This is a genomic window from Salmonella sp. 32100201201700099SM (genome assembly GCF_017572645.1).
Taxonomy (GTDB): Bacteria; Pseudomonadota; Gammaproteobacteria; order Enterobacterales; family Enterobacteriaceae; genus Salmonella; species Salmonella enterica.
On the sequence record NZ_JAGERQ010000008.1, the window covers coordinates 161450 to 181449 of the forward strand.

Genomic DNA, 20000 nt, shown 5'->3' on the forward strand with positions numbered 1-20000 from the left:
ACCTATCAACACAATAAAAAACCACGGGGCGTTAAGCCCCGTGGTGTACACATATGTCAGCGATTTTAGTGAGCGCTGGAGGTCACCTGCCGACCCGCCGCGCGATCCCAGATAATCGCCAGGATCACCATCACCACCGTTGGCATCAACCACGCTAGTCCCTGTTCCGCCAGCGGCAAACGCTGACTCCAGGCTGGCAGCATATCGCCAAAGGCAGATGCTTTGATGCCGTCAAGGATACCAAAAAGCAGACTGATAAACATGGCCGGCGCGATGATACGGGTGGAATTATGCCACCATGAGCGGGTAAAACTTAATACAACCAGTGCGATACACGGCGGATAGATAGCCGTCAGCACCGGAATGGAGATTTGAATCAGATGGCTTAGTCCGAGATTTGACACCACCATAGAGAAGCCGCCGAGAATAAAGACCAGCGTGCGGTAAGACAGCGGAATATACTGCGCGAAAAACTCAGCGCAGGCGCAGGTCAGCCCCACCGCCGTCACCAGACACGCGATAAAGATCAGCGCCGCCAGCAGGAAGCTTCCCGCGCCGCCAAAGGTATGCTGAACGTAGGCATGAAGAATCGCCGCGCCGTTCGCTGACTGATCGACCAGCGTCGCGCTGTCAGAACCTAAGCGGAACAAGGCAAGGTAAAGCAGCGTCAGCCCCACGCCCGCCATCAGGCCGGCCCAGACCGTGTAACGCGTCAACAGGCGCGCTTCGGTCACGCCGCGAGAACGCGCCGCGTTCACAATAACGATACCAAACACCATCGCGCCCAGCGTATCCATCGTCAGATAGCCGTTCACAAATCCGTTAGAAAAGGCCGCATTCTGATAAGCGTCCAGGGCGTTGCTGATTGGACCGGCAGGCCAAACGATAGCCGCGACGGACAGGATGACCAGCGCAATAATTTTCAACGGCGCCAGGAAATTCCCTACCGTATCCAGCAGCTTACCCGGATAGAGGGAAACCAGAATAACGATAGCGAAATAGACCACGCTGTAAATCAGCAACGGCATTGCAGAATCGCCGGTCAACGGAGCGATACCGACCTCAAACGACACAGTCGCGGTACGCGGCGTCGCAAATAACGGCCCGACGGCCAGATAGCAAACGGTCGCCAGCAGGAGTCCCGCCACTTTACCAATCGGCGTACTGAGGCTGTCTACGCCGCCGCCGACTTTCGCCAGCGCCACAACAGTAAGAACCGGTAGCCCTACGGCGGTAATCAGAAAGCCAATAGCGGCTGTCCAGACGTGTTCACCCGCCTGCAAACCGACCATAGGAGGAAAGATAATATTGCCTGCGCCAACGAACAGCGCAAATGTCATAAAGCCCAGGGCGATGATATCGCGTGATTTTAACTGATGGGTCATAAAGTCTTACTGCCTGTGGATGGTGATGTTGTAAACATTAAAATTTTTGCCTTTCCCGGAGGATTATAAAGCGGCGCTTTTTATCAATTTCAGCGGGAAAAGCTCCCGGACCGATGCGGCGAAGAATTGTTTTTCGATTTACCGCGCAAATGCAGTCGTAATGACAGCACCTGAAGCGCAATTTAAACGCTTATAACGTTTTAAAGCAAGGTGGGATCTAAAAACCAGATGAATATAGCGATATGAAATTTACAACCAGAATAAAACACCATTCTCATGAAAAAGTTATGGCTAATCATGCGAACAAAAAATCACCAAACGTTGAATGTTTCAACGAGCCCGTCTTAACTGCAAAGAAAATAAGCCAGCATCCGCTGGCTTATGGAAAGTTATACTTACGAAAGGCAATTAATCGCTATTTTTGGCAATTAAACGTTCCGGCAGCACAAAGCTAAATCGCGTTCCTTTGCCAGGCGAACTGTCGATTTCAAGGCGGCTTTCATGGTGATTCAACGCATGTTTCACAATCGCCAATCCCAGGCCGCTGCCGCCCGTTTGCCGCGAACGCGCTTTATCGACGCGGTAGAAGCGTTCGGTCAGACGAGGAATATGCTCGGCAGCAATCCCCGGACCGTTATCTTGAATGCAAAACTCAGCGCCATGCGCGACACGTCGCCAGCTCACCGTAATATGCGTTCCCGCCGGCGTATGGTTTACCGCGTTATACACCAGGTTTGAGATCGCGCTACGTAGCTGCTCTTCATTACCCAGAACGCTAAGACTATCGTCGACCTCAAACGTAAAGGTATGTTTCTGCTGGCTGAGCGTCTGCGCTTCACGCTCCACGACCCGCAGCATCATCGGTACATCCACTTTTTCATTTAATAACAGCGCCGGAGCCGCCTCAATTTTAGACAGCGTAAGCAGTTGTTTTACCAGCCCTTCCATACGATACGTTTGCTCGCGCATCGTATGCAGCGCTTTCTCTCGCATCGCCCCTTCCAGCGCCTGTTCCTGCATCATTTCCAGATAGCCTTGCAATACCGTCAAGGGCGTACGCAACTCATGGCTAACGTTGGCGAAAAAGTTACGTCTGGCGCCTTCAAGCTGATGCATTTGCGTCACATCGCGCGCCACCATCAGGAGTTGTTTATCGGTATAAGGCATGACGCGGATCTCCAGGTGCCGCCCGGTATTGAGCACCAAATGAAGCGGACGGGTGAAATCACGCGTTTTTAAATACTGGGTAAACTCCGGATAACGCAGTAGATTGAGAATATTCTGCCCGTTGTCATCCGGCCAGCGTAGCCCCAGTATCTGTTGCGCCAAACCGTTACACCAAAAAATGCCGCCCTCTTCTGTGGTCAGTACCACGGCATCAGGCAGCGACTCCGCGCCGCTGCGAAAACGTTTAATCAGGTTCCCCAGCTCGCGGCGACGCTTCTTATTTCGCAACTGCATCTGGTGTAAACCGTATAACAGCGGTTCCCAACTTCCCCGCCCCGGCGGCGGCGTCATACTTCTGTCGACCCAAAGCCACCAGGAGAGGCGTAACAAATTCCAGAAATGCCAGACAAGCAGTCCCGTCACCGCCGCCAGTAAAAACCACGGCAGATAACCAAAAAAAGCGCTAAGGATAAGCGCGGGGATGCAACAGAGCACCAGCTCCAGCACCAGCCTTTTCCATGACAGCCGTTCCAGCACGCGTCATACTCCCTCAAGAATGGAAAGCCTTCTCCGCCAGAAACCTGTGATCAACTGGCGGAAAAGGCATTAAAAGCGGGTCGAAAAACGATACCCTGTCCCGCGTACCGTTTGCACCATCCGGTCGTGGCCGCTGTGCTCCAGCGCCTTACGCAAACGGCGAATATGCACGTCGACCGTCCGGTCTTCAACGTACACATTGGTGCCCCAGACATGATTGAGCAGCTGTTCGCGGCTGTAAACCCGTTCCGGGTGCGTCATAAAGAAATGGAGTAATTTAAATTCGGTCGGCCCCATATCCAGCGGGCTGTCGCCGGTCATCACGCGGTGAGAGCCAGGATCAAGGCTCAGTCCCTGCATCTCGATCACCTCTTCGACCGCCATCGGCGAGATACGCCGCATAACGGCTTTAATGCGCGCCACCAACTCCTTGGGGGAAAACGGCTTGGTAATGTAATCGTCAGCGCCGGTTTCCAGCCCGCGCACACGATCTTCTTCCTCACCTCTCGCGGTCAGCATAACCACAGGAATATCCCGGGTCATGGCCTCACGTTTGAGATGTTTAATAAACTGTAACCCTGACCCACCGGGCAACATCCAGTCAAGAAGGATGAGATCCGGCCAGGGTTCATTAAGTTTATTCACCGCACTGTCATAATCTTCGGCTTCTACGGGCTGAAAGCCATTTTGTTCGAGCACGAAGCACACCATTTCACGGATCGGCGCCTCATCTTCTACGACCAGAATACGTCTCGCCATAATTTGCCCTGTTAGTCGTTAGTTATCAATGCCGCGCCATTATGCGTCAGATTTATGACAGATTTATGAAAAAAAAGGCGGCATTGACAGCATGTTGATGATTTATGACACCGGTGAAACCGTGCATTACCGTGTACCGGCGGTAAATTGCACCCAAAAATGGAGGGGATGACGTGTATAATCCCGTTCACGCTTTTTTTGCATGGAACAATTATGCGCATCCTCCACACCTCTGACTGGCATCTGGGACAAAACTTCTACAGTAAAAGCCGCGCCTTGGAGCATCAGGCTTTTCTGGACTGGCTGCTGGAGACCGCGCAGGCCCATCAGGTGGATGCCATTATTGTCGCTGGCGATATTTTTGATACCGGTTCGCCGCCAAGCTATGCCCGAGAACTTTATAACCGTTTCGTCGTTAATTTACAGCAAACGGGCTGTCATCTGGTGGTGCTGGCCGGTAATCATGATTCCGTCGCCACGATAAACGAGTCGCGCGACATTCTGGCGTTTCTCAATACAACCGTGATCGCCAGCGCGGGCTATGCGCCGCGGCTACTTCATCGTCGCGACGGGTCTCCGGGCGCCGTACTGTGCCCCATTCCCTTTTTGCGCCCGCGCGACATTATTACCAGTCAGGCGGGGTTATCCGGCAGCGAGAAACAGCAGCAACTTCTTCATGCAATTGCCGATTATTATCAACAGCAGTATCAGGAAGCATGCCAGCTACGCGGCGAACGAAAGCTGCCGGTTATCGCGACGGGGCATTTAACCACCGTCGGCGCCAGCAAAAGCGATGCGGTTCGCGACATTTATATCGGTACGCTGGATGCCTTTCCGGCGCAGCATTTCCCTCCAGCGGATTATATCGCATTGGGACACATTCACCGCGCGCAATGTGTCGGCGGCACAGAGCATATCCGCTATTGCGGCTCGCCCATCGCCCTCAGCTTTGATGAGTGCGGCAAAAGCAAATGCGTGCATCTGGTGACCTTCGACCAGGGGAAATGGCAAAGCACCGAAAGTCTGGCTGTCCCCGTAACTCAACCGTTGGCGGTTTTAAAAGGCGACCTGGCGTCAATTACCGAACAGCTTGAGCAGTGGCGCGGCGTTGAGCAATCGCCCCCCGTCTGGCTGGATATTGAAATCACCACCGATGATTATCTGCATGATATCCAACGCAGAATACAGACATTAACGGAGTCACTCCCCGTAGAGGTATTACTGGTGCGCCGTAGCCGCGAACAGCGTGAGCGCTCGCTGGCGAACGAGCGGCGGGAAACATTAAGCGAGCTTAGCGTGGAAGAGGTTTTTGCGCGGCGTCTGGCGCTGGAAGCGTTAGATACCCCGCAGCGCGAGCGCCTGAATCAGCTCTTTTCCAGCACGCTCTACGCGTTGAATGAGGAGCATGAGGCATGAAAATTCTCAGTTTGCGTCTGAAAAACCTGAACTCGCTGAAAGGAGAATGGAAGGTCGACTTTACCGCCGAACCGTTTGCCAGTAACGGGTTATTCGCCATTACCGGCCCGACCGGCGCGGGAAAAACCACCTTGCTTGACGCCATCTGCCTGGCGCTGTACCACGAAACGCCGCGCCTGAATACGGTATCGCAATCGCAAAACGATTTGATGACGCGCGATACGGCGGAATGTCTGGCCGAAGTGGAGTTTGAGGTAAAAGGCGAAGCCTGGCGCGCGTTCTGGAGCCAGAACCGAGCCCGAAATCAGCCTGACGGCAATCTCCAGGCCCCACGCGTGGAGCTGGCGCGGTGTTCAGACGGAAAGATCTTTGCCGATAAGGTAAAGGATAAACTGGAGATGATCGCCACGTTGACCGGGCTGGACTACGGGCGCTTCACCCGTTCGATGTTGTTATCACAGGGGCAGTTCGCCGCCTTTCTTAACGCCAAAGCGAAAGAGCGCGCAGAGCTTCTGGAGGAGCTCACCGGCACTGAGATTTACGGGCAGATCTCCGCACAGGTATTTGAAAAACATAAATCAGCCCGTCTCGAACTGGAAAAGTTACAAGCGCAGGCCAGCGGCGTCGCCCTATTGGCGGACGAACAGTTACAGCAACTGGAAGCCAGTTTGCAGGCGCTTACTGACGAAGAGAAACGCCTGCTGGCCGACCAGCAGGGACAGCAGCAGCACCTTCACTGGCTGACCCGAAAAAACGAGCTCCACACTGAATTACACGCCCGGCAGCAGGCGCTGTACGCGGCGCAAGAGGCGCGAGAAAAAGCGCAGCCGCAGCTCGCGGCGTTGACACTGGCGCAACCTGCTCGCCAGTTGCGCCCGCACTGGGAGCGCATTCAGGAACAAACCCGCGCCGTTGAGCGCGTTCGCCAGCACAGTGATGAAGTGAATGCTCGCTTACAAAGCGCGTATCGCCTGCGCCAGCGTATCCGCGCCTGCGCGCATCGACAATTCACACAACTGAACGCCACAGGGCAGCGGTTGAAGACATGGCTGGCGGAACACGACGGCATCCGCGTCTGGCGCAGCGAACTGGCGGGATGGCGAGCATTATTAACACAACAATCCCACGACCGGGCGCAACTGAGCCAATGGCAACAGCAGTTGCTGAGCGATACGCGTCAGCGTGATGCGCTACCGCCGCTCACGCTCGACCTCACGCCACAGGCGCTGGCGGAAGCCAGGGCATTGCATACCCGACAGCGTCCGCTACGCCATCGTCTCGCCGCGCTTCAGGGGCAAATTCTCCCGAAACAAAAGCGTCAGGCGCAGCTACAGGCAGCTATCGCGCGTCATCATCAGGAGCAGACGCAATACACCCAACGTCTGGCGGATAAACGCCTGAGTTATAAGACTAAAGCGCAGGAGCTTGCGGACGTTCGCACTATTTGCGAGCAGGAGGCGCGCATCAAAGATCTGGAAAGCCAGCGGGCGCACTTACAGTCCGGCCAGCCGTGTCCGCTTTGTGGCTCGACGACGCACCCCGCCATCGCCGCCTATCAGGCGCTGGAACTGAGCGCGAATCAAACCCGCCGCGACGCGCTGGAAAAAGAGGTCAAAACGCTGGCGGAAGAAGGCGCGGCGCTGCGAGGACAGTTAGATGCCTTAACGCAACAATTACAGCGGGATGAAAGCGAGGCGCAGTCGTTGTTGCAGGAGGAGCAAGCGCTTACTGAGGAATGGCAAACGCTGTGCGCTACGCTGGGCGTTCAGCTCCAGCCGCAAGAAGACCTCGCGGGCTGGCTGACCGCCGCGGAAGAGCATGAGCAACAGTTGGATCAGCTCAGCCAGCGTCATGCTCTACAAACGCAAATCGCGGCGCATACTGAACAGGTAGCGCGCTTTACCGCGCAGATTGCGCAGCGTCAGGCGTCGCTGACGGCTGATTTGGCGCAGTATACGCTTTCCCTTCCAGCGCCAGAAGACGAGGCTTCGTGGCTGAATGAGCGCGCCGACGAAGCGAAAATATGGCAACAGCGTCAGACCGAGTTCGCGGATTTGCAAACGCAGATCGACAGGCTTGCCCCGTTGCTGGAGACGCTACCGCAAACGGATACCGCGGATTCCGACGACGACGTGCCGCTGGATAACTGGCGGCAGGCGCATGATGAGTGCGTGTCATTACAAAGCCAGTTGCAAACCCTGCAGGAACAAACGACGCAGGAGCAACAGCGCGCCGCCGAGGCGATAGCGCACTTTGATGCGGCGTTAAAAAATAGCCCGTTTGACAGCCAGGCAACGTTCCTGGCGGCGTTGCTGGATGAAGAGACCGTGACCCGTCTGGAAAAACAACAACAAACGCTGGAAAGTCAGCTACAACAAGCGAAGGCGTTAAGCGCGCAGTCCACGCAGGCGCTGGCTGACCATCAGCAACAGCCGCCCGCCGGTCTGGACCCAACGTGTACGGCGGAGCAGCTCGCGCAGCGGCTGGCGCAGTTGGCGCAACAACTGCGTGAAAACACGACACGCCAGGGGGAAATCCGCCAGCAAATTAAACAGGATGCAGATAATCGGCAGCGCCAACGGGCGCTGATGGCGGAAATGAAACACGCCTCTCAGCAAGTGGAAGACTGGGGCTATCTCAATGCGCTGATCGGCTCTAAAGAAGGTGATAAGTTCCGCAAATTCGCCCAGGGACTGACGCTGGATAATCTGGTCTGGCTGGCGAATCATCAGCTCACCCGCCTGCATGGCCGCTATTTATTGCAGCGCAAAGCCAGCGACGCGCTGGAACTGGAGGTTGTCGATACCTGGCAGGCCGACGCCGTGCGCGATACGCGAACGTTATCAGGCGGCGAAAGCTTCCTAGTCAGCCTGGCGCTGGCGCTGGCGTTATCAGATTTGGTCAGCCATAAAACGCGCATTGATTCTTTGTTCCTCGACGAAGGCTTCGGCACGCTTGATAGCGAAACGCTGGACGCCGCGCTGGATGCGCTCGACGCGCTGAATGCCAGCGGGAAGACCATCGGTGTGATTAGCCACGTGGAAGCCATGAAAGAACGTATCCCTGTGCAGATAAAAGTGAAAAAAATCAATGGGCTTGGTTATAGCAAACTGGACAAAGCGTTTGCCGTGGAGTAACGCGAATGTCATCCTGCACACAGCATACCGTCATGACATAGCATAATAATGAATACACAAAGACGAATAAGGAATGGTATTACCTCGCGCTTATCCGCAAGCTATACGTTGATTGGCTGTGACAATTCACAGCCACAGCGCGCAACATGCGCCTTTATTTTCGGCAGGTGGTATGAAAAAAGTTATTTTTTCTTTGGCGCTGGGTACGTTCGGACTGGGGATGGCCGAGTTTGGCATTATGGGCGTGCTGACGGAGCTGGCACGCGATGTCGGGATAACGATTCCCGCCGCCGGGCATATGATCTCGTTTTACGCCTTCGGCGTCGTGCTGGGCGCGCCTGTAATGGCGCTCTTTTCCAGCCGCTTTTCGCTTAAACATATACTGCTGTTTCTGGTCATGCTGTGCGTGATGGGCAATGCCATATTTACCTTTTCCTCGTCATATCTGATGCTCGCCGTCGGCAGACTGGTTTCCGGCTTTCCGCACGGCGCCTTTTTTGGCGTCGGCGCCATTGTCCTGTCAAAGATTATCCGCCCCGGGAAGGTCACCGCCGCCGTCGCGGGTATGGTTTCAGGGATGACGGTGGCGAATCTGGTGGGCATTCCGTTCGGCACTTACCTGAGCCAGGAATTTAGCTGGCGCTACACCTTTTTATTGATCGCGGTTTTCAACATCGCCGTGCTCACCGCGATTTTCTTCTGGGTGCCGGATATTCGCGACAAAGCCCAAGGCAGCCTGCACGAGCAGTTCCACTTCTTGCGTAGCCCCGCGCCGTGGCTCATTTTCGCCGCCACGATGTTCGGCAATGCGGGCGTTTTTGCCTGGTTCAGCTATATCAAGCCATTTATGATGTACATCTCCGGTTTTTCGGAGACGAGCATGACGTTTATTATGATGCTGGTCGGGCTGGGGATGGTGTTAGGCAATCTGTTAAGCGGCAAACTCTCCGGTAGATATACGCCGCTGCGCATCGCGGTAGTGACTGACCTCGTTATCGTGCTCTCTCTCATGGCGCTCTTTTTCTTCAGCGGATACAAAACGGCATCGCTGACTTTCGCGTTTATCTGCTGCGCTGGTCTGTTTGCGCTCTCTGCGCCGCTGCAAATCCTGCTGCTGCAAAACGCCAAAGGCGGCGAACTGCTGGGCGCGGCGGGAGGACAAATCGCGTTTAATCTCGGTAGCGCGATTGGCGCCTGGTGCGGCGGGCTGATGCTGACGCTAGGTTTTGCGTACCACTACGTGGCGCTTCCCGCCGCCCTGCTCTCGTTTTCCGCCATGTCGTCGTTGCTGGTATACGGACGTCTAAAACACAAGCAGCCATCGGTCACGCCGGTTGCCGGATGACGCCATCCGGCTAGAAACGTTACGCCAGCGGCCACAGCCAGGCCGCGCCGCGCACGCCGCTTGAATCGCCATGCCGCGCCTTACGTACCGGCGTCTCGCACTCGCCGCCAAAAACAAACGATTTCATCAGCGACGGAACCGTCTTGTACAGGCGCTCAACATTGCTCATACCGCCGCCCAGCACAATGACATCCGGATCCAGAATATTCACGACATGAGATAATGCTTTCGCCAGCCGCAGCTCATAACGGCTTAACGCCAGTTCCGCCACGGCGTCCTGCGCGTCGACCAGACGAATAATCTCATCGCCTTTTAGCGCTTTACCGCTCAAACGCTGGTAATCCGTGGCAAATCCCGTACCGGAAATAAAGGTTTCGATACAGCCTTGTTTACCGCAATAACAGGGAATTTCTTCGCGGTAACGCAACTCATCGTCATCCATCCACGGCAACGGATTGTGGCCCCATTCGCCTGCCGTACCGTTGCCGCCGATGTGCGCCCGGCCATTTAGCGCTACGCCCGCGCCGCACCCGGTACCGATAATCACCGCAAATACCGTTTGCGCCCCCGCCGCCGCGCCATCTACCGCCTCTGATACCGCCAGGCAATTGGCATCGTTGGCTAACCGCACTTCACGCTTCAGACGACGGCTCACATCGCTATCGAACGGCTGGCCGTTAAGCCACGTAGAGTTAGCGTTTTTTACCACGCCGGTGTAAGGCGAGAGAGAACCGGGAATGCCAATGCCAACGCTACCGGTCTGGCCGGTCGCCTGTTCCGCCATGTCGACCAGCGTAGCGATGGTTTCTATCGTTTGCTGATAATCCTCCCGCGGCGTAGGCAGACGATGGCGAAACCGCTGCTCTCCTGCATCATCAAGCGCAATGACTTCCGTTTTTGTGCCGCCTAAATCGATACCAATACGCACATACCGCTCCTCATTTTTTGGGAATATCAACAGGGTAGAATTCACCGTTCTGATTGGCAATGCAAGCCTGCCGACAATTCGTTACTATACCGCCTGGATTTAACGACAAGGCCGTGGAAATTATCATGCTGTGGTTCAAAAATTTAATGGTTTACCGTCTTAGCCGCGATATCACATTACGCGCCGAAGAGATGGAGAAACAGCTCGCCTCAATGACGTTTACCCCATGCGGTAGCCAGGATATGGCCAAAATGGGCTGGGTTCCGCCGATGGGCTCTCACAGCGATGCGTTAACGCACACCGCCAATGGCCAAATTATTATTTGCGCGCGCAAAGAAGAGAAAATCCTGCCATCGCCAGTGATCAAACAGGCTCTGGAGGCGAAAATCCAGAAACTGGAAGCCGATCAGGGACGCAAGCTGAAGAAGACGGAAAAAGATTCCCTGAAGGATGAAGTGTTGCATTCGTTGCTGCCGCGCGCGTTTAGCCGCTTCAGTCAGACAATGATGTGGATTGATACCGTTAACGGCCTGATTATGGTTGACTGCGCCAGCGCGAAAAAAGCGGAAGATACTTTGGCGCTACTGCGTAAAAGTCTTGGCTCGCTGCCGGTCGTCCCGCTGGCGCTGGAAAATCCGATTGAGCTGACGCTCACCGAGTGGGTGCGCTCCGGTACGGTCGCTCAGGGTTTCCAGTTGCTGGACGAAGCCGAATTGAAAGCGATGCTGGAAGATGGCGGCGTGATCCGCGCGAAAAAGCAGGATCTGGTCAGCGACGAGATCGCCGTTCATATTGAAGCGGGTAAAGTGGTCACGAAGCTGGCGCTCGACTGGCAGCAGCGTATTCAATTCGTCATGTGCGACGACGGCTCCATTAAGCGTCTGAAATTCTGCGATGAGCTGCGCGATCAGAACGAAGATATCGACCGGGAAGATTTTGCCCAACGTTTTGACGCGGACTTTATCCTGATGACCGGCGAGCTGGCGGCGCTGATTCAAAGCCTGGTGGAAGGATTAGGCGGCGAAGCGCAGCGCTAACCAGAGGGTCCCTCTCCGCCGGAGAGGGGACTCACCGTTCCGTTACAAATAGCGGCACAGATACGAGGTGGGCTCAGCAACCTGGAGATGAAACTCGCTGTGGCCAGGCACGTTAAACACCTCACCGGCTGTATACACTTTCCATTCGACAGTTCCCGGCAACAGTACCTTCAACGCGCCGCTCACAACCGTCATCTCTTCGGGTTCGGCGGTGCCAAATGTATACTCCCCTTCCGCCATCACACCAACGCTGGCCCGGCCGGTGCTACTGCTGGTAAATCCAATAGACTTCACTTTCCCGGAAAAGTATTCATTGCTTTGTAGCATAATCAGGCCCCGTCTCATTATTAAATTAACACCCAATATAGAGTCCTGACGTTCGGCCTGTCACGTAAAATTAGACAAGCAGTTCTGAAGCTAACCGCGCAATCAAAACATTAGAGAGTAAAACCGGCACATCCAGCGCCTGCTGTAAAATATCCCGATGACGCTGATGAAAACCCAGACAATCCAGCATAATGACGTCCGCGCCTTGATCCAGTAGCGCCTGCCCGGCATCAATTAACTGTTGCTCAGAACCGTGAACCGGATTCGCCAGCGAATACACCGGCGGCATTTGCAATACCTGCCATTTTTTCTCCTGGGCCGCCAGAAGTTCTGCAACAGGCACAATCACGCCCACCTGATGCCCATCCACAATAGAGGCGACAAGCGGTGGAATAATACGCAGCGGTTCAAGCAAAATAGAATTACGGGCAGCCATACTTTTAATCGCCGCGGTGCTCATCAGTATAATGACATCGTAACCCTGGTTATCCAGCACCTCGACAACGCTCTGTAAATCTCGCTCCACCTTCTGGCGGGAAACATGGGCTATCTGGTTATCATTCAGCAACGTCAAAAGCGGATCATCGCCAGGCTCTACAGCGTAATCCGCCATAACGTCTTCCCGGCTCATTTTTCCCAGCAGGCTATGATGGGTGATGTGTTGTTCGTCGATGTATTCCGTCAGAAGCGGTAACACTTCGCTCATTGGCACAACGCCGATTGTGAGGATTGCCAACGACGCACTCATTTTTATTCCACCTTATTACTTCGTCGTAATTCCCGGGCAAATATTCACACGCTCACCGCGCTACCTGCCCTACAAATCTCAGAAAGCGTAGCAGCAGATGAGCAACGTATTGTGTAAAGATTCCAAATAACTCCAATATTGTATTGTTATCGCTTAATTTACGGTTTTAGTTGCCAGTATAAATGTTTCAAGAATGTGATGGAGATACAATTTAGGGATACCCGGAATCCCTTCCGAGTGGTTCATGCGTCTATGATTTATCCGGATCTTCGTAACGTTTTTTCGCATCCATCGCTTCTTCTGCGGTCGGATGCTCGCTGATGAGCGAATCAGGTTTTGGATGGTCAGCCCGTAGCTGATACCACGTCACCGTCTGGCCCGGCGTGCCTTTTTCAATGGTGACGATATAAGCTTCCCGCGGATAAGGTGGTCTGGTTGGCATAGCGTTTCCTTTATTCTGGGTGAGCGTTAAGTATAGACATCTCCCTGTAACCGTTGCGTCGACGGCGGCAGCGCCGCAATAATTTCAGAAACGACCTGGGCCGGCGCTTTCGTCGCGTCAATAATGTAATGCGCCGTTTCGCGATACAACGCGTCACGCTGCTCAAGCACTTCCCGAACCTCTTCGCTCAACGGCTTGCCGGTGAGGGTCGGGCGCAGATCCGCTTCAGGTTCAGCCTCAAGCCGGTTAACCAGCGTGGATACCGGCGCGCACAGATAAATCACTACGCCAACACGGTGCATATAACGTCGGTTATACTCCGTGAGAATAATACCGCCTCCTGTCGCCACGACAGTCGAAGGCGCGCTTACCGCTTCCAGAGCCGCGGTTTCCCGGGCGCGGAACCCTCCCCAGCCTTCTTTTTCAACGATATCAGCGACGCTCATCTGCACGTGCGATTGCAGCCAGCGGTCGGTATCTGCAAACCGGAAACCGGTTGCCTGCGCCAGCGCCATACCGATGGTGGTTTTCCCACAGCCCCGCGGGCCAACAAGATAAAGAGGTTGCATCATAGCAGGCGTTCCCCCAGGAACTGCGCATACGCAGGATTTGATATCAGCAATATTATAATCATATCATCTAACTAGTACAACGCATAAATGTAAATAATAATTTACACAAAGGTGCTAAAGTCACAATATTAGTACTATAGCAAGAATCAGAAATGAATAAACTGTAAATTTTTCATTACAGGATTTATTTTTTACGCTGGCTTTCCAGCCACCACTTATCCAGCTCGGCGGCAAAATGCTGACGATCGCGCGGCGAGAGAGTGTTTGGTCCTCCCGTTTGTACGCCGCTGGCGCGTAGCGTGTCCATAAAGTCACGCATCGTCAGACGTTCGCGAATCGTGGCGTCGCTATAGCGTTCTCCCCGGGGATTAAGAGCCGCAGCGCCTTTTTCCAGCACTTCAGCCGCCAGCGGAATATCCGCGGTAATCACCAGATCGCCCGCTTCGCATTGACGCACAATTTCATTGTCCGCCACGTCAAACCCGGCGGCCACGCGAAGCGTGCGGATAAAACGCGAAGGCGGCACGCGCAAGGCCTGATTGGCAACCAGAATAAGCGGCAACTGCATCCGCTCGGCGGCGCGGTACAAAATTTCTTTAATGACATTCGGACACGCATCCGCATCCACCCAGATGGTCATAATGTCTCCCGTACGGTATACAATCTTTTATTGTCTCGCGCTTTTGTCTTTCATCAAAGTGCTGTTTCTCCTTCTGCCCGTTTTCAATCCGCGTTAAGCTAACTATTCCCCATAACACACAAACATAGGGAGTGACGAGATGGAGAAGAAAATCGGTTTTATTGGCTGCGGTAATATGGGCAAGGCTATTCTCGGCGGACTGATTGCCAGCGGTCAGGTACTTCCCGGTCAGATCTGGGTCTACACCCCCTCCCCCGATAAAGTTGCCGCCCTGCATGACCAGTACGGCATTAATGCAGCGCAAAGCGCGCAGGAGGTCGCTCAGGTCGCGGATATCGTTTTCGGCGCGGTAAAACCGGGCATTATGGTGAAAGTGCTCAGTGAAATCTCCTCCAGCCTGAACAAAGACTCGCTGGTGGTCTCTATCGCCGCAGGCATAACGCTTGATCAGCTCGCGCGCGCGCTGGGACACGACCGTAAAATCATTCGCGCTATGCCGAATACGCCGTCGCTGGTCAACGCAGGAATGACCTCCGTCACGCCCAACGCGCTGGTCACACCGGAAGATACGGCTGATGTGCTGAATATTTTCCGCTGCTTTGGCGAGGCGGAAGTAATTGCTGAGCCGATGATCCATCCGGTGGTTGGCGTGAGCGGATCTTCGCCGGCCTATGTCTTTATGTTTATCGAGGCGATGGCGGACGCTGCCGTTCTGGGAGGTATGCCTCGCGCTCAGGCTTATAAATTCGCCGCGCAGGCCGTTATGGGATCGGCGAAAATGGTACTCGAAACCGGAAAGCATCCCGGCGAACTGAAAGATATGGTGTGCTCGCCTGGCGGAACGACGATTGAAGCCGTACGCGTTCTGGAAGAACGTGGCTTCCGCGCTGCGGTAATAGAAGCGATGACGAAGTGTATGGAAAAATCAGAGGCGCTCAGTAAATCCTGAAGCCCGGCTGGACGTCATGCCGCCACTTCGGTGCGGTTACGTCCGGCATTCTTTGCTTTATAAAGCGCCATATCCGCAGACTTTAGCCATTCCCGATAATGACCGATTTGTGGCGTTAACGGCGCCACGCCCACGCTGATACGTAACATGACCTGCGGCGCGCCCGGCAAGCGTAAGGTATTTAGCCGTTCATGCACTCGCGACATGGCGGTAATCGCGCTGTCTGCCGGCGTTCCGCACATAATCACCGCAAATTCGTCGCCGCCAAAGCGCCCGATAATATCACTCCCGCGTAGCGTTATCTGTAATTGACGCGTCAGGGCGATAATAGCCTCATCCCCAACATCATGTCCCCAGGTGTCGTTAATGCTCTTAAAATGATCGATGTCGATAATCAACAATGTCGCCTCCCGATGGTGGCGTCGGCTGTGATCGAATTCATTACGTAATAAAATTTCCCAGTGGCGTCGGTTATAGACGCCGGTCATGCCATCCCGCGAGCTCATCGCCTGCAAGCGTCGCTTATGTTCCGCTAATTTAATGGCCGTTTGGTAACTTACCCAGGCGAACAGCAGCGGATACAACATAATGACGGGCAAAGAGAGCGTGACTTCCAGCGACGAGCTTCGCATAGCGACGGGTAGCCCGGTAAGCTGCAACGTCACCAGACATGACGCCAGCAAAAGCCCCATTCCGGCAGTGAATAGCCGCCGCCCGCCAGCCCCCATCAGATTCATGCTCATCATCATAAACAGCGCGGCGGCAGGCAACATATTGACGCCCATCAACGCGATCCACATGCCGGAGAGGATCGCATCCACTTTCAGGTTGTAAATTTCCTGGCGTAGCGGATCAAGGGCTTTCGCCGACCACTGCCACGCCAGATGCGGCCAGACAAAAGACCAGCCGACCAGTAATAACCACCAGCCGCCAAAGACAGGTTGCGTCACTAACACGGCGGCCACCGGTAAAAACATCCCCCCTAACCCCACCGCACGCGGTAGCCTGATGCGCCGGGCGAAGCGCAACCCGGAGCGCTGACGATCATCAGGAGGGTCAGGCGGCGCTACCGCCTGTTCAACCGCTTTTCGGTAAAAATTTTCATCATTCATTATTTTTGGGAACATTTAGAAACAATTTTCCCAAATTATAGAAACAGAGCGCATGGAGGAAGTATGAAATTTCGGGTGAGTGTTTTTCAGGGCTCACCCGATAGCACTACGCCGCTTTTTTCAGGCAGGCGCTCATAAACTTGCTACGGTCATCGCCTTTCAGTGATTGTTCCGTCGCCTGAACATTGCATTCACGCATTTTCTGCTGTTGCGGCGTCAGGCTTTTCTCGCCAGGGGCTGACTTACTGTTTTTCAGACAGTCGCTAAGGTAAGTTTTACGCGCATCGCCTTTCAACGCTTGCGCTGTCGCCTGCTGATTACAGGTCGTCATGCGCTGCTGTTGCGGCGTTAACGGTTTCTCGGTTGCGCCGACGGCGGTTAAAAAGACCAGGCCAAAAAGTAAAGTCACCAGTAATGTTATTTTCATAGCACCATCCTTTTGTCAGTGTACGCATTACACGTTGTCCCTTTGGGAAATATCCCAGGGACTTTATATAAGTCTGGCTGTTACTGGCAAAAATACCACCCGGCAGTAAAAGTATTACTTACCGTTAGCAATATATGTTTTATTGATTGACAAACCGTAGGCTAATGTGCAACTCGATTATCCACAGTCACGCAGGATGCAGAAGAACAACGCATAACGTTACACTGTTATTACCATAGCCGCTTCGTTTTTATTTTCTTCTGGTTAATACAGAGCAAAATAAAAACGAAGCGGCCAGGGCTATTTTATAAAAGTAACGTTATAACAACTGTGTTGTTTTAAATACGATTAGTGCCGGGGGTGTCTCAGCAACTTTTTTACATATTGGCGCAGCAATTCCGTATCGTGATCAGGAACGCTGGCATCCGGCTTTACGCCTTCAAGTGCCCCCTCTACCTGACGTATCAACATCTCCTGCTCGTTTTGCGCCATGTTACGTAACATTGCTGTGACGATAATCTCTAACGCTTCTACCTGAGCAACCAGTTCTTTCGACTCTTCTTCTTTTTGGGCTAGCTTAAGCAACAACTCTGCTATGAGATTTTTCATGACCATATTTCCTTATTAGTTCCAGGGTGACGTTATCACTATGAAGAACCACTGCCTAGAGGCTGAAAGTACTATTTTTATGATACAGGAAGAACTTTACACAAATAATTATCACTGTCGCCGCAGCGAAACGTTTCTCAGGCCGTAAACGAGACGATAATAAACCATCAAAAAACAATAATCACGCTATATCATAATTTAAGGTTATGCCATCTATAGAAAAACTTCACGGATAAAGAATATATCTTTTAATTTAAACCATATCGTAACGGCAGAAGCGCCGTTACGATGCACCGCTATTGGCCTTTCGCTTTTTGCGCGTTACGCCGACGACGTAACGCCAGGGTCAGTTGCCCGATATTGATCAACACGATCGCCGCCGTAGCGATAAAAACCCAGCGGAAACCGGCCATCGCCGATACCGTCGCGCCCATCAACGGCCCAACCACGTTGCCCAGATACATAAATGACTGGTTGTAGCCAAAAATACGTCCGGTAATTTGGTCGCTGGAGTATTTCACCAATAACGTTTGTACGGCGGGTAACATCGCGCCATCGGCAAAGCCCAACAAGAAACGCAACAGCCCCAACTGGAACGGCGTGGTGACCCAGGACATCGCGAAGAAAAGCAGCACTGCGCAGATAAGCGTGGCCATCAGAATTCTTTCCGTGCCGATTCTGTCGCCAAGTTTTCCCAGGCGAGGCGCGGAGATAAGCGCGGAGATACCGGGCACCGAGGCGATTAACCCGCTAAGAAAGGCGATGTTATTACTGTCCGGCATCATTGATTTGATAAACAGCGCCAGGATTGGACTGATGGAACCATTACAGAGTTGAATGACCATCGTGGTAAAAAACAAACTGATCACCAGCGCAGGATAAGGTAACGACGCAAAAACGGCTTTACCGCTCAGGCGTTCGCTTTTCTTGATGACCGGACGCACGCCTTCTTTAATTAAAAATAGCGTGACCAGAAAGCTCACCACCAACAGCATGGCGGTAATCAGAAATACCGCCCGCAGCCCGATATGATCCGCGACAAAGCCGCCCATTAACGGCCCGCCGATAACGCCGCTGATCTGCGCGGTAGAAAGCGTACTGAGCGCCCAGCCGCTACGTTCGCGCGGTACCTGAGAGGCTACCAGCGCCATGGCATTGGGGATATAGCCTGACGTTAACCCCATGATTCCGCGCAGCAGGAAAAGTTGCCAGACATGGGTCGCAAATGCCTGCAGTAGAATAGCTATCGCCATCCCGAGCGACGCGCGCAATAGCATCAGTTTACACCCTTTACGATCGGCAAGACTGCCCCACATCGGCGACACAATGGCGGAAATAAGAAACGTGATGCTAAACGTTAACCCGGACCACATTGATAACGCTTCATGGGAAGAGACGCCAAGCTGGGAAATATAAAGGGGTAAGAATGGCAGGATTTGGCTGATTGCCAGCCCGGTAAAAAAACATCCAAACCAAACGGAAATTAGATTAACTTTCCAGGATTCCATAAGACTCGTAACGGTAAGTAGCTGAAAATACGCGTTAGCTTAGCAAGTTCTCTTTTTCCTGGTGGTTCCAGAGGTGCGATACGTCACACTTTGCTATTTTGTCTCCCCGTTCATCATTTTTGTGAAACATGTCACATTATATAGCCGCGCAAGGCAGACGTTTATGCTTTAACGACACACGCCGTAGCCCCGCATTCCAAGATGAAAATGGTTAGCATGCGCAGCGTTATAGTCAGGCCCGAGCCCATTGCCATAATAATGGCAACTGGCGTTTAACATAGCGCGTAACCAGGGCCCCGTCTCCTGACGCCCCCAGCCGCGCAGAACAGTGATTTTTCGGCCATCCGATAGCTGAAACCCGCTGACATCCAGCGCTTCTGCGCTGGCATGTTCACTGCGACGCGCATCCGGGCGGTGATAAATATTACGGCAGGCATAGCTACCCAGATGTTCGATGCGGGTCAGGCGGCGCTTCATCCACGTTTCTGTTAAAGGTTTTGCCTGCTGTTCGACAAACAGCGCGGAGCGCAGCGCCAACGGGCAGGAGGCTAAAAAACTGCTGCTCAGTTTGACCTGGCCAAAATCTCTGACGCGCACAACATGGGACAAGGGACATTCACCAGCGCTATCCGCAACAGGTTGTGATGAAATTAATCCCTGCTGATTGGCCGCCGTCAACAGCTCCCGGCACTGCGACGGCGTCAGGCGCTGTAGTTTGAAGGTCGTGATCCAGCCTGGCGGATCGGCAAGTTGTAGCGGAGCAAAAGGATTATAATAAGAGGGAAGATAACGATATCCCAGCCCGCCAATACCGCCCAACAGCACAATAATCAGAAAACCCTTACCTCTCACGCGGCCTCCGTTCTCACATCCCATAAACATTATGGCAGAACCCCGCGAAACCCGCGTTTTGTCGTGGTAATGTATACGCTTTGCATTCGATGGAATGGGTTTT

Annotated in this window: 19 protein-coding genes; 5 read left to right on the forward strand and 14 right to left on the reverse strand. The window is 53.6% G+C overall.

The window, feature by feature from the left end; translation table 11 throughout:
* Positions 1 to 65 precede the first annotated feature (65 nt).
* The 3 genes from brnQ to phoB all read right to left on the reverse strand — a co-directional run bounded on the left by brnQ (position 66) and on the right by phoB (position 3848).
* Entirely contained in the window at positions 66 to 1385 is a 1320-nt protein-coding gene (gene brnQ, locus J4685_RS14775) for a branched-chain amino acid transporter carrier protein BrnQ (RefSeq protein ID WP_000149625.1), read from the reverse strand.
* A gap of 408 nt (positions 1386 to 1793) precedes the next feature.
* Positions 1794 to 3089, reverse strand: a complete 1296-nt coding sequence (phoR, locus tag J4685_RS14780) for a phosphate regulon sensor histidine kinase PhoR (protein WP_000893637.1) — start codon at positions 3087 to 3089, stop codon at positions 1794 to 1796.
* A gap of 69 nt (positions 3090 to 3158) precedes the next feature.
* Positions 3159 to 3848 carry a phosphate response regulator transcription factor PhoB gene (gene phoB / locus J4685_RS14785; RefSeq protein ID WP_000113921.1) on the reverse strand — a complete coding sequence of 230 codons (690 nt, stop codon included), beginning with the start codon at positions 3846 to 3848 and terminating at the stop codon, positions 3159 to 3161.
* 213 nt (positions 3849 to 4061) lie between these two features.
* Here phoB and sbcD point away from each other — a divergent pair, with 213 nt between their 5' ends.
* The 3 genes from sbcD (at position 4062) to araJ (ending at position 9746) form a co-directional block, all read left to right on the forward strand.
* Entirely contained in the window at positions 4062 to 5264 is a 1203-nt protein-coding gene (sbcD, locus tag J4685_RS14790) for an exonuclease subunit SbcD (protein ID WP_001221273.1), read from the forward strand.
* Positions 5261 to 8401: an exonuclease subunit SbcC gene (gene sbcC / locus J4685_RS14795; protein WP_011233116.1), complete on the forward strand. Its 3141-nt coding sequence runs from the start codon at positions 5261 to 5263 to the stop codon at positions 8399 to 8401. The genes sbcD and sbcC overlap by 4 nt, the downstream gene beginning before the upstream one ends.
* Before the next feature lie 172 nt (positions 8402 to 8573).
* A complete protein-coding gene (gene araJ / locus J4685_RS14800; protein WP_000755617.1) occupies positions 8574 to 9746 on the forward strand; it encodes an MFS transporter AraJ in 1173 nt (390 codons plus the stop codon).
* 19 nt (positions 9747 to 9765) lie between these two features.
* Here araJ and mak read toward each other — a convergent pair whose 3' ends face one another.
* Positions 9766 to 10674, reverse strand: coding sequence for a fructokinase (gene mak / locus J4685_RS14805; protein ID WP_001219270.1), 909 nt, complete (start codon positions 10672 to 10674; stop codon positions 9766 to 9768).
* 125 nt (positions 10675 to 10799) lie between these two features.
* On the opposite strand from mak, the gene rdgC reads away from it, so the two are divergent.
* Entirely contained in the window at positions 10800 to 11711 is a 912-nt protein-coding gene (gene rdgC, locus J4685_RS14810; protein ID WP_000964305.1) for a recombination-associated protein RdgC, read from the forward strand.
* A 42-nt stretch (positions 11712 to 11753) separates the two neighbouring features.
* Here the strand turns inward: rdgC and ppnP are convergent, their stop codons facing one another.
* The 5 genes from ppnP to J4685_RS14835 form a co-directional block, all read right to left on the reverse strand.
* Complete coding sequence (gene ppnP, locus J4685_RS14815) at positions 11754 to 12038, reverse strand: pyrimidine/purine nucleoside phosphorylase (RefSeq protein WP_000941953.1); 285 nt, start codon at positions 12036 to 12038, stop codon at positions 11754 to 11756.
* Positions 12039 to 12108: 70 nt separating this feature from the next.
* A complete protein-coding gene (locus tag J4685_RS14820) occupies positions 12109 to 12786 on the reverse strand; it encodes an AroM family protein (protein WP_001276437.1) in 678 nt (225 codons plus the stop codon).
* A 250-nt stretch (positions 12787 to 13036) separates the two neighbouring features.
* A complete protein-coding gene (yaiA, locus tag J4685_RS14825; protein WP_001143161.1) occupies positions 13037 to 13228 on the reverse strand; it encodes a protein YaiA in 192 nt (63 codons plus the stop codon).
* Positions 13229 to 13254: 26 nt separating this feature from the next.
* Positions 13255 to 13800, reverse strand: coding sequence for a shikimate kinase AroL (gene aroL, locus J4685_RS14830; RefSeq protein WP_000983569.1), 546 nt, complete (start codon positions 13798 to 13800; stop codon positions 13255 to 13257).
* 184 nt (positions 13801 to 13984) lie between these two features.
* The gene (locus tag J4685_RS14835; RefSeq protein ID WP_000158137.1) at positions 13985 to 14440 is read right to left on the reverse strand and encodes a YaiI/YqxD family protein; all 456 of its coding nucleotides are present in this window, start codon (positions 14438 to 14440) and stop codon (positions 13985 to 13987) included.
* 139 nt (positions 14441 to 14579) lie between these two features.
* On the opposite strand from J4685_RS14835, the gene proC reads away from it, so the two are divergent.
* Positions 14580 to 15389 (forward strand): pyrroline-5-carboxylate reductase, encoded by an 810-nt coding sequence (gene proC, locus J4685_RS14840; protein ID WP_000412185.1) that lies wholly within the window; start codon positions 14580 to 14582, stop codon positions 15387 to 15389.
* Between the two features lie 14 nt (positions 15390 to 15403).
* Here proC and adrA read toward each other — a convergent pair whose 3' ends face one another.
* From adrA to J4685_RS14865, 5 genes are all read right to left on the reverse strand, one after another.
* Complete coding sequence (gene adrA / locus J4685_RS14845; protein WP_000484093.1) at positions 15404 to 16516, reverse strand: diguanylate cyclase AdrA; 1113 nt, start codon at positions 16514 to 16516, stop codon at positions 15404 to 15406.
* 91 nt (positions 16517 to 16607) lie between these two features.
* Positions 16608 to 16928, reverse strand: coding sequence for a phosphate starvation-inducible protein PsiF (gene psiF, locus J4685_RS14850; protein WP_000705162.1), 321 nt, complete (start codon positions 16926 to 16928; stop codon positions 16608 to 16610).
* A gap of 348 nt (positions 16929 to 17276) precedes the next feature.
* Complete coding sequence (gene iraP, locus J4685_RS14855) at positions 17277 to 17537, reverse strand: anti-adapter protein IraP (protein WP_001518423.1); 261 nt, start codon at positions 17535 to 17537, stop codon at positions 17277 to 17279.
* A gap of 296 nt (positions 17538 to 17833) precedes the next feature.
* The gene (locus J4685_RS14860) at positions 17834 to 19045 is read right to left on the reverse strand and encodes a multidrug efflux MFS transporter (protein WP_000446762.1); all 1212 of its coding nucleotides are present in this window, start codon (positions 19043 to 19045) and stop codon (positions 17834 to 17836) included.
* Between the two features lie 168 nt (positions 19046 to 19213).
* The gene (locus J4685_RS14865; protein ID WP_000480794.1) at positions 19214 to 19927 is read right to left on the reverse strand and encodes an extensin family protein; all 714 of its coding nucleotides are present in this window, start codon (positions 19925 to 19927) and stop codon (positions 19214 to 19216) included.
* Positions 19928 to 20000 lie beyond the last annotated feature (73 nt).

Coding starts and splice junctions, on each gene's coding strand:
- brnQ (WP_000149625.1), bottom strand. CDS start 1,385: ATGACCCATCAGTTAAAATCACGCGATATCATCGCCCTGGGCTTTATG.
- phoB (WP_000113921.1), bottom strand. CDS start 3,848: ATGGCGAGACGTATTCTGGTCGTAGAAGATGAGGCGCCGATCCGTGAA.
- sbcD (WP_001221273.1), top strand. CDS start 4,062: ATGCGCATCCTCCACACCTCTGACTGGCATCTGGGACAAAACTTCTAC.
- sbcC (WP_011233116.1), top strand. CDS start 5,261: ATGAAAATTCTCAGTTTGCGTCTGAAAAACCTGAACTCGCTGAAAGGA.
- araJ (WP_000755617.1), top strand. CDS start 8,574: ATGAAAAAAGTTATTTTTTCTTTGGCGCTGGGTACGTTCGGACTGGGG.
- rdgC (WP_000964305.1), top strand. CDS start 10,800: ATGCTGTGGTTCAAAAATTTAATGGTTTACCGTCTTAGCCGCGATATC.
- ppnP (WP_000941953.1), bottom strand. CDS start 12,038: ATGCTACAAAGCAATGAATACTTTTCCGGGAAAGTGAAGTCTATTGGA.
- J4685_RS14820 (WP_001276437.1), bottom strand. CDS start 12,786: ATGAGTGCGTCGTTGGCAATCCTCACAATCGGCGTTGTGCCAATGAGC.
- yaiA (WP_001143161.1), bottom strand. CDS start 13,228: ATGCCAACCAGACCACCTTATCCGCGGGAAGCTTATATCGTCACCATT.
- aroL (WP_000983569.1), bottom strand. CDS start 13,800: ATGATGCAACCTCTTTATCTTGTTGGCCCGCGGGGCTGTGGGAAAACC.
- J4685_RS14835 (WP_000158137.1), bottom strand. CDS start 14,440: ATGACCATCTGGGTGGATGCGGATGCGTGTCCGAATGTCATTAAAGAA.
- proC (WP_000412185.1), top strand. CDS start 14,580: ATGGAGAAGAAAATCGGTTTTATTGGCTGCGGTAATATGGGCAAGGCT.
- adrA (WP_000484093.1), bottom strand. CDS start 16,516: ATGTTCCCAAAAATAATGAATGATGAAAATTTTTACCGAAAAGCGGTT.
- psiF (WP_000705162.1), bottom strand. CDS start 16,928: ATGAAAATAACATTACTGGTGACTTTACTTTTTGGCCTGGTCTTTTTA.
- iraP (WP_001518423.1), bottom strand. CDS start 17,537: ATGAAAAATCTCATAGCAGAGTTGTTGCTTAAGCTAGCCCAAAAAGAA.
- J4685_RS14860 (WP_000446762.1), bottom strand. CDS start 19,045: ATGGAATCCTGGAAAGTTAATCTAATTTCCGTTTGGTTTGGATGTTTT.
- J4685_RS14865 (WP_000480794.1), bottom strand. CDS start 19,927: ATGTTTATGGGATGTGAGAACGGAGGCCGCGTGAGAGGTAAGGGTTTT.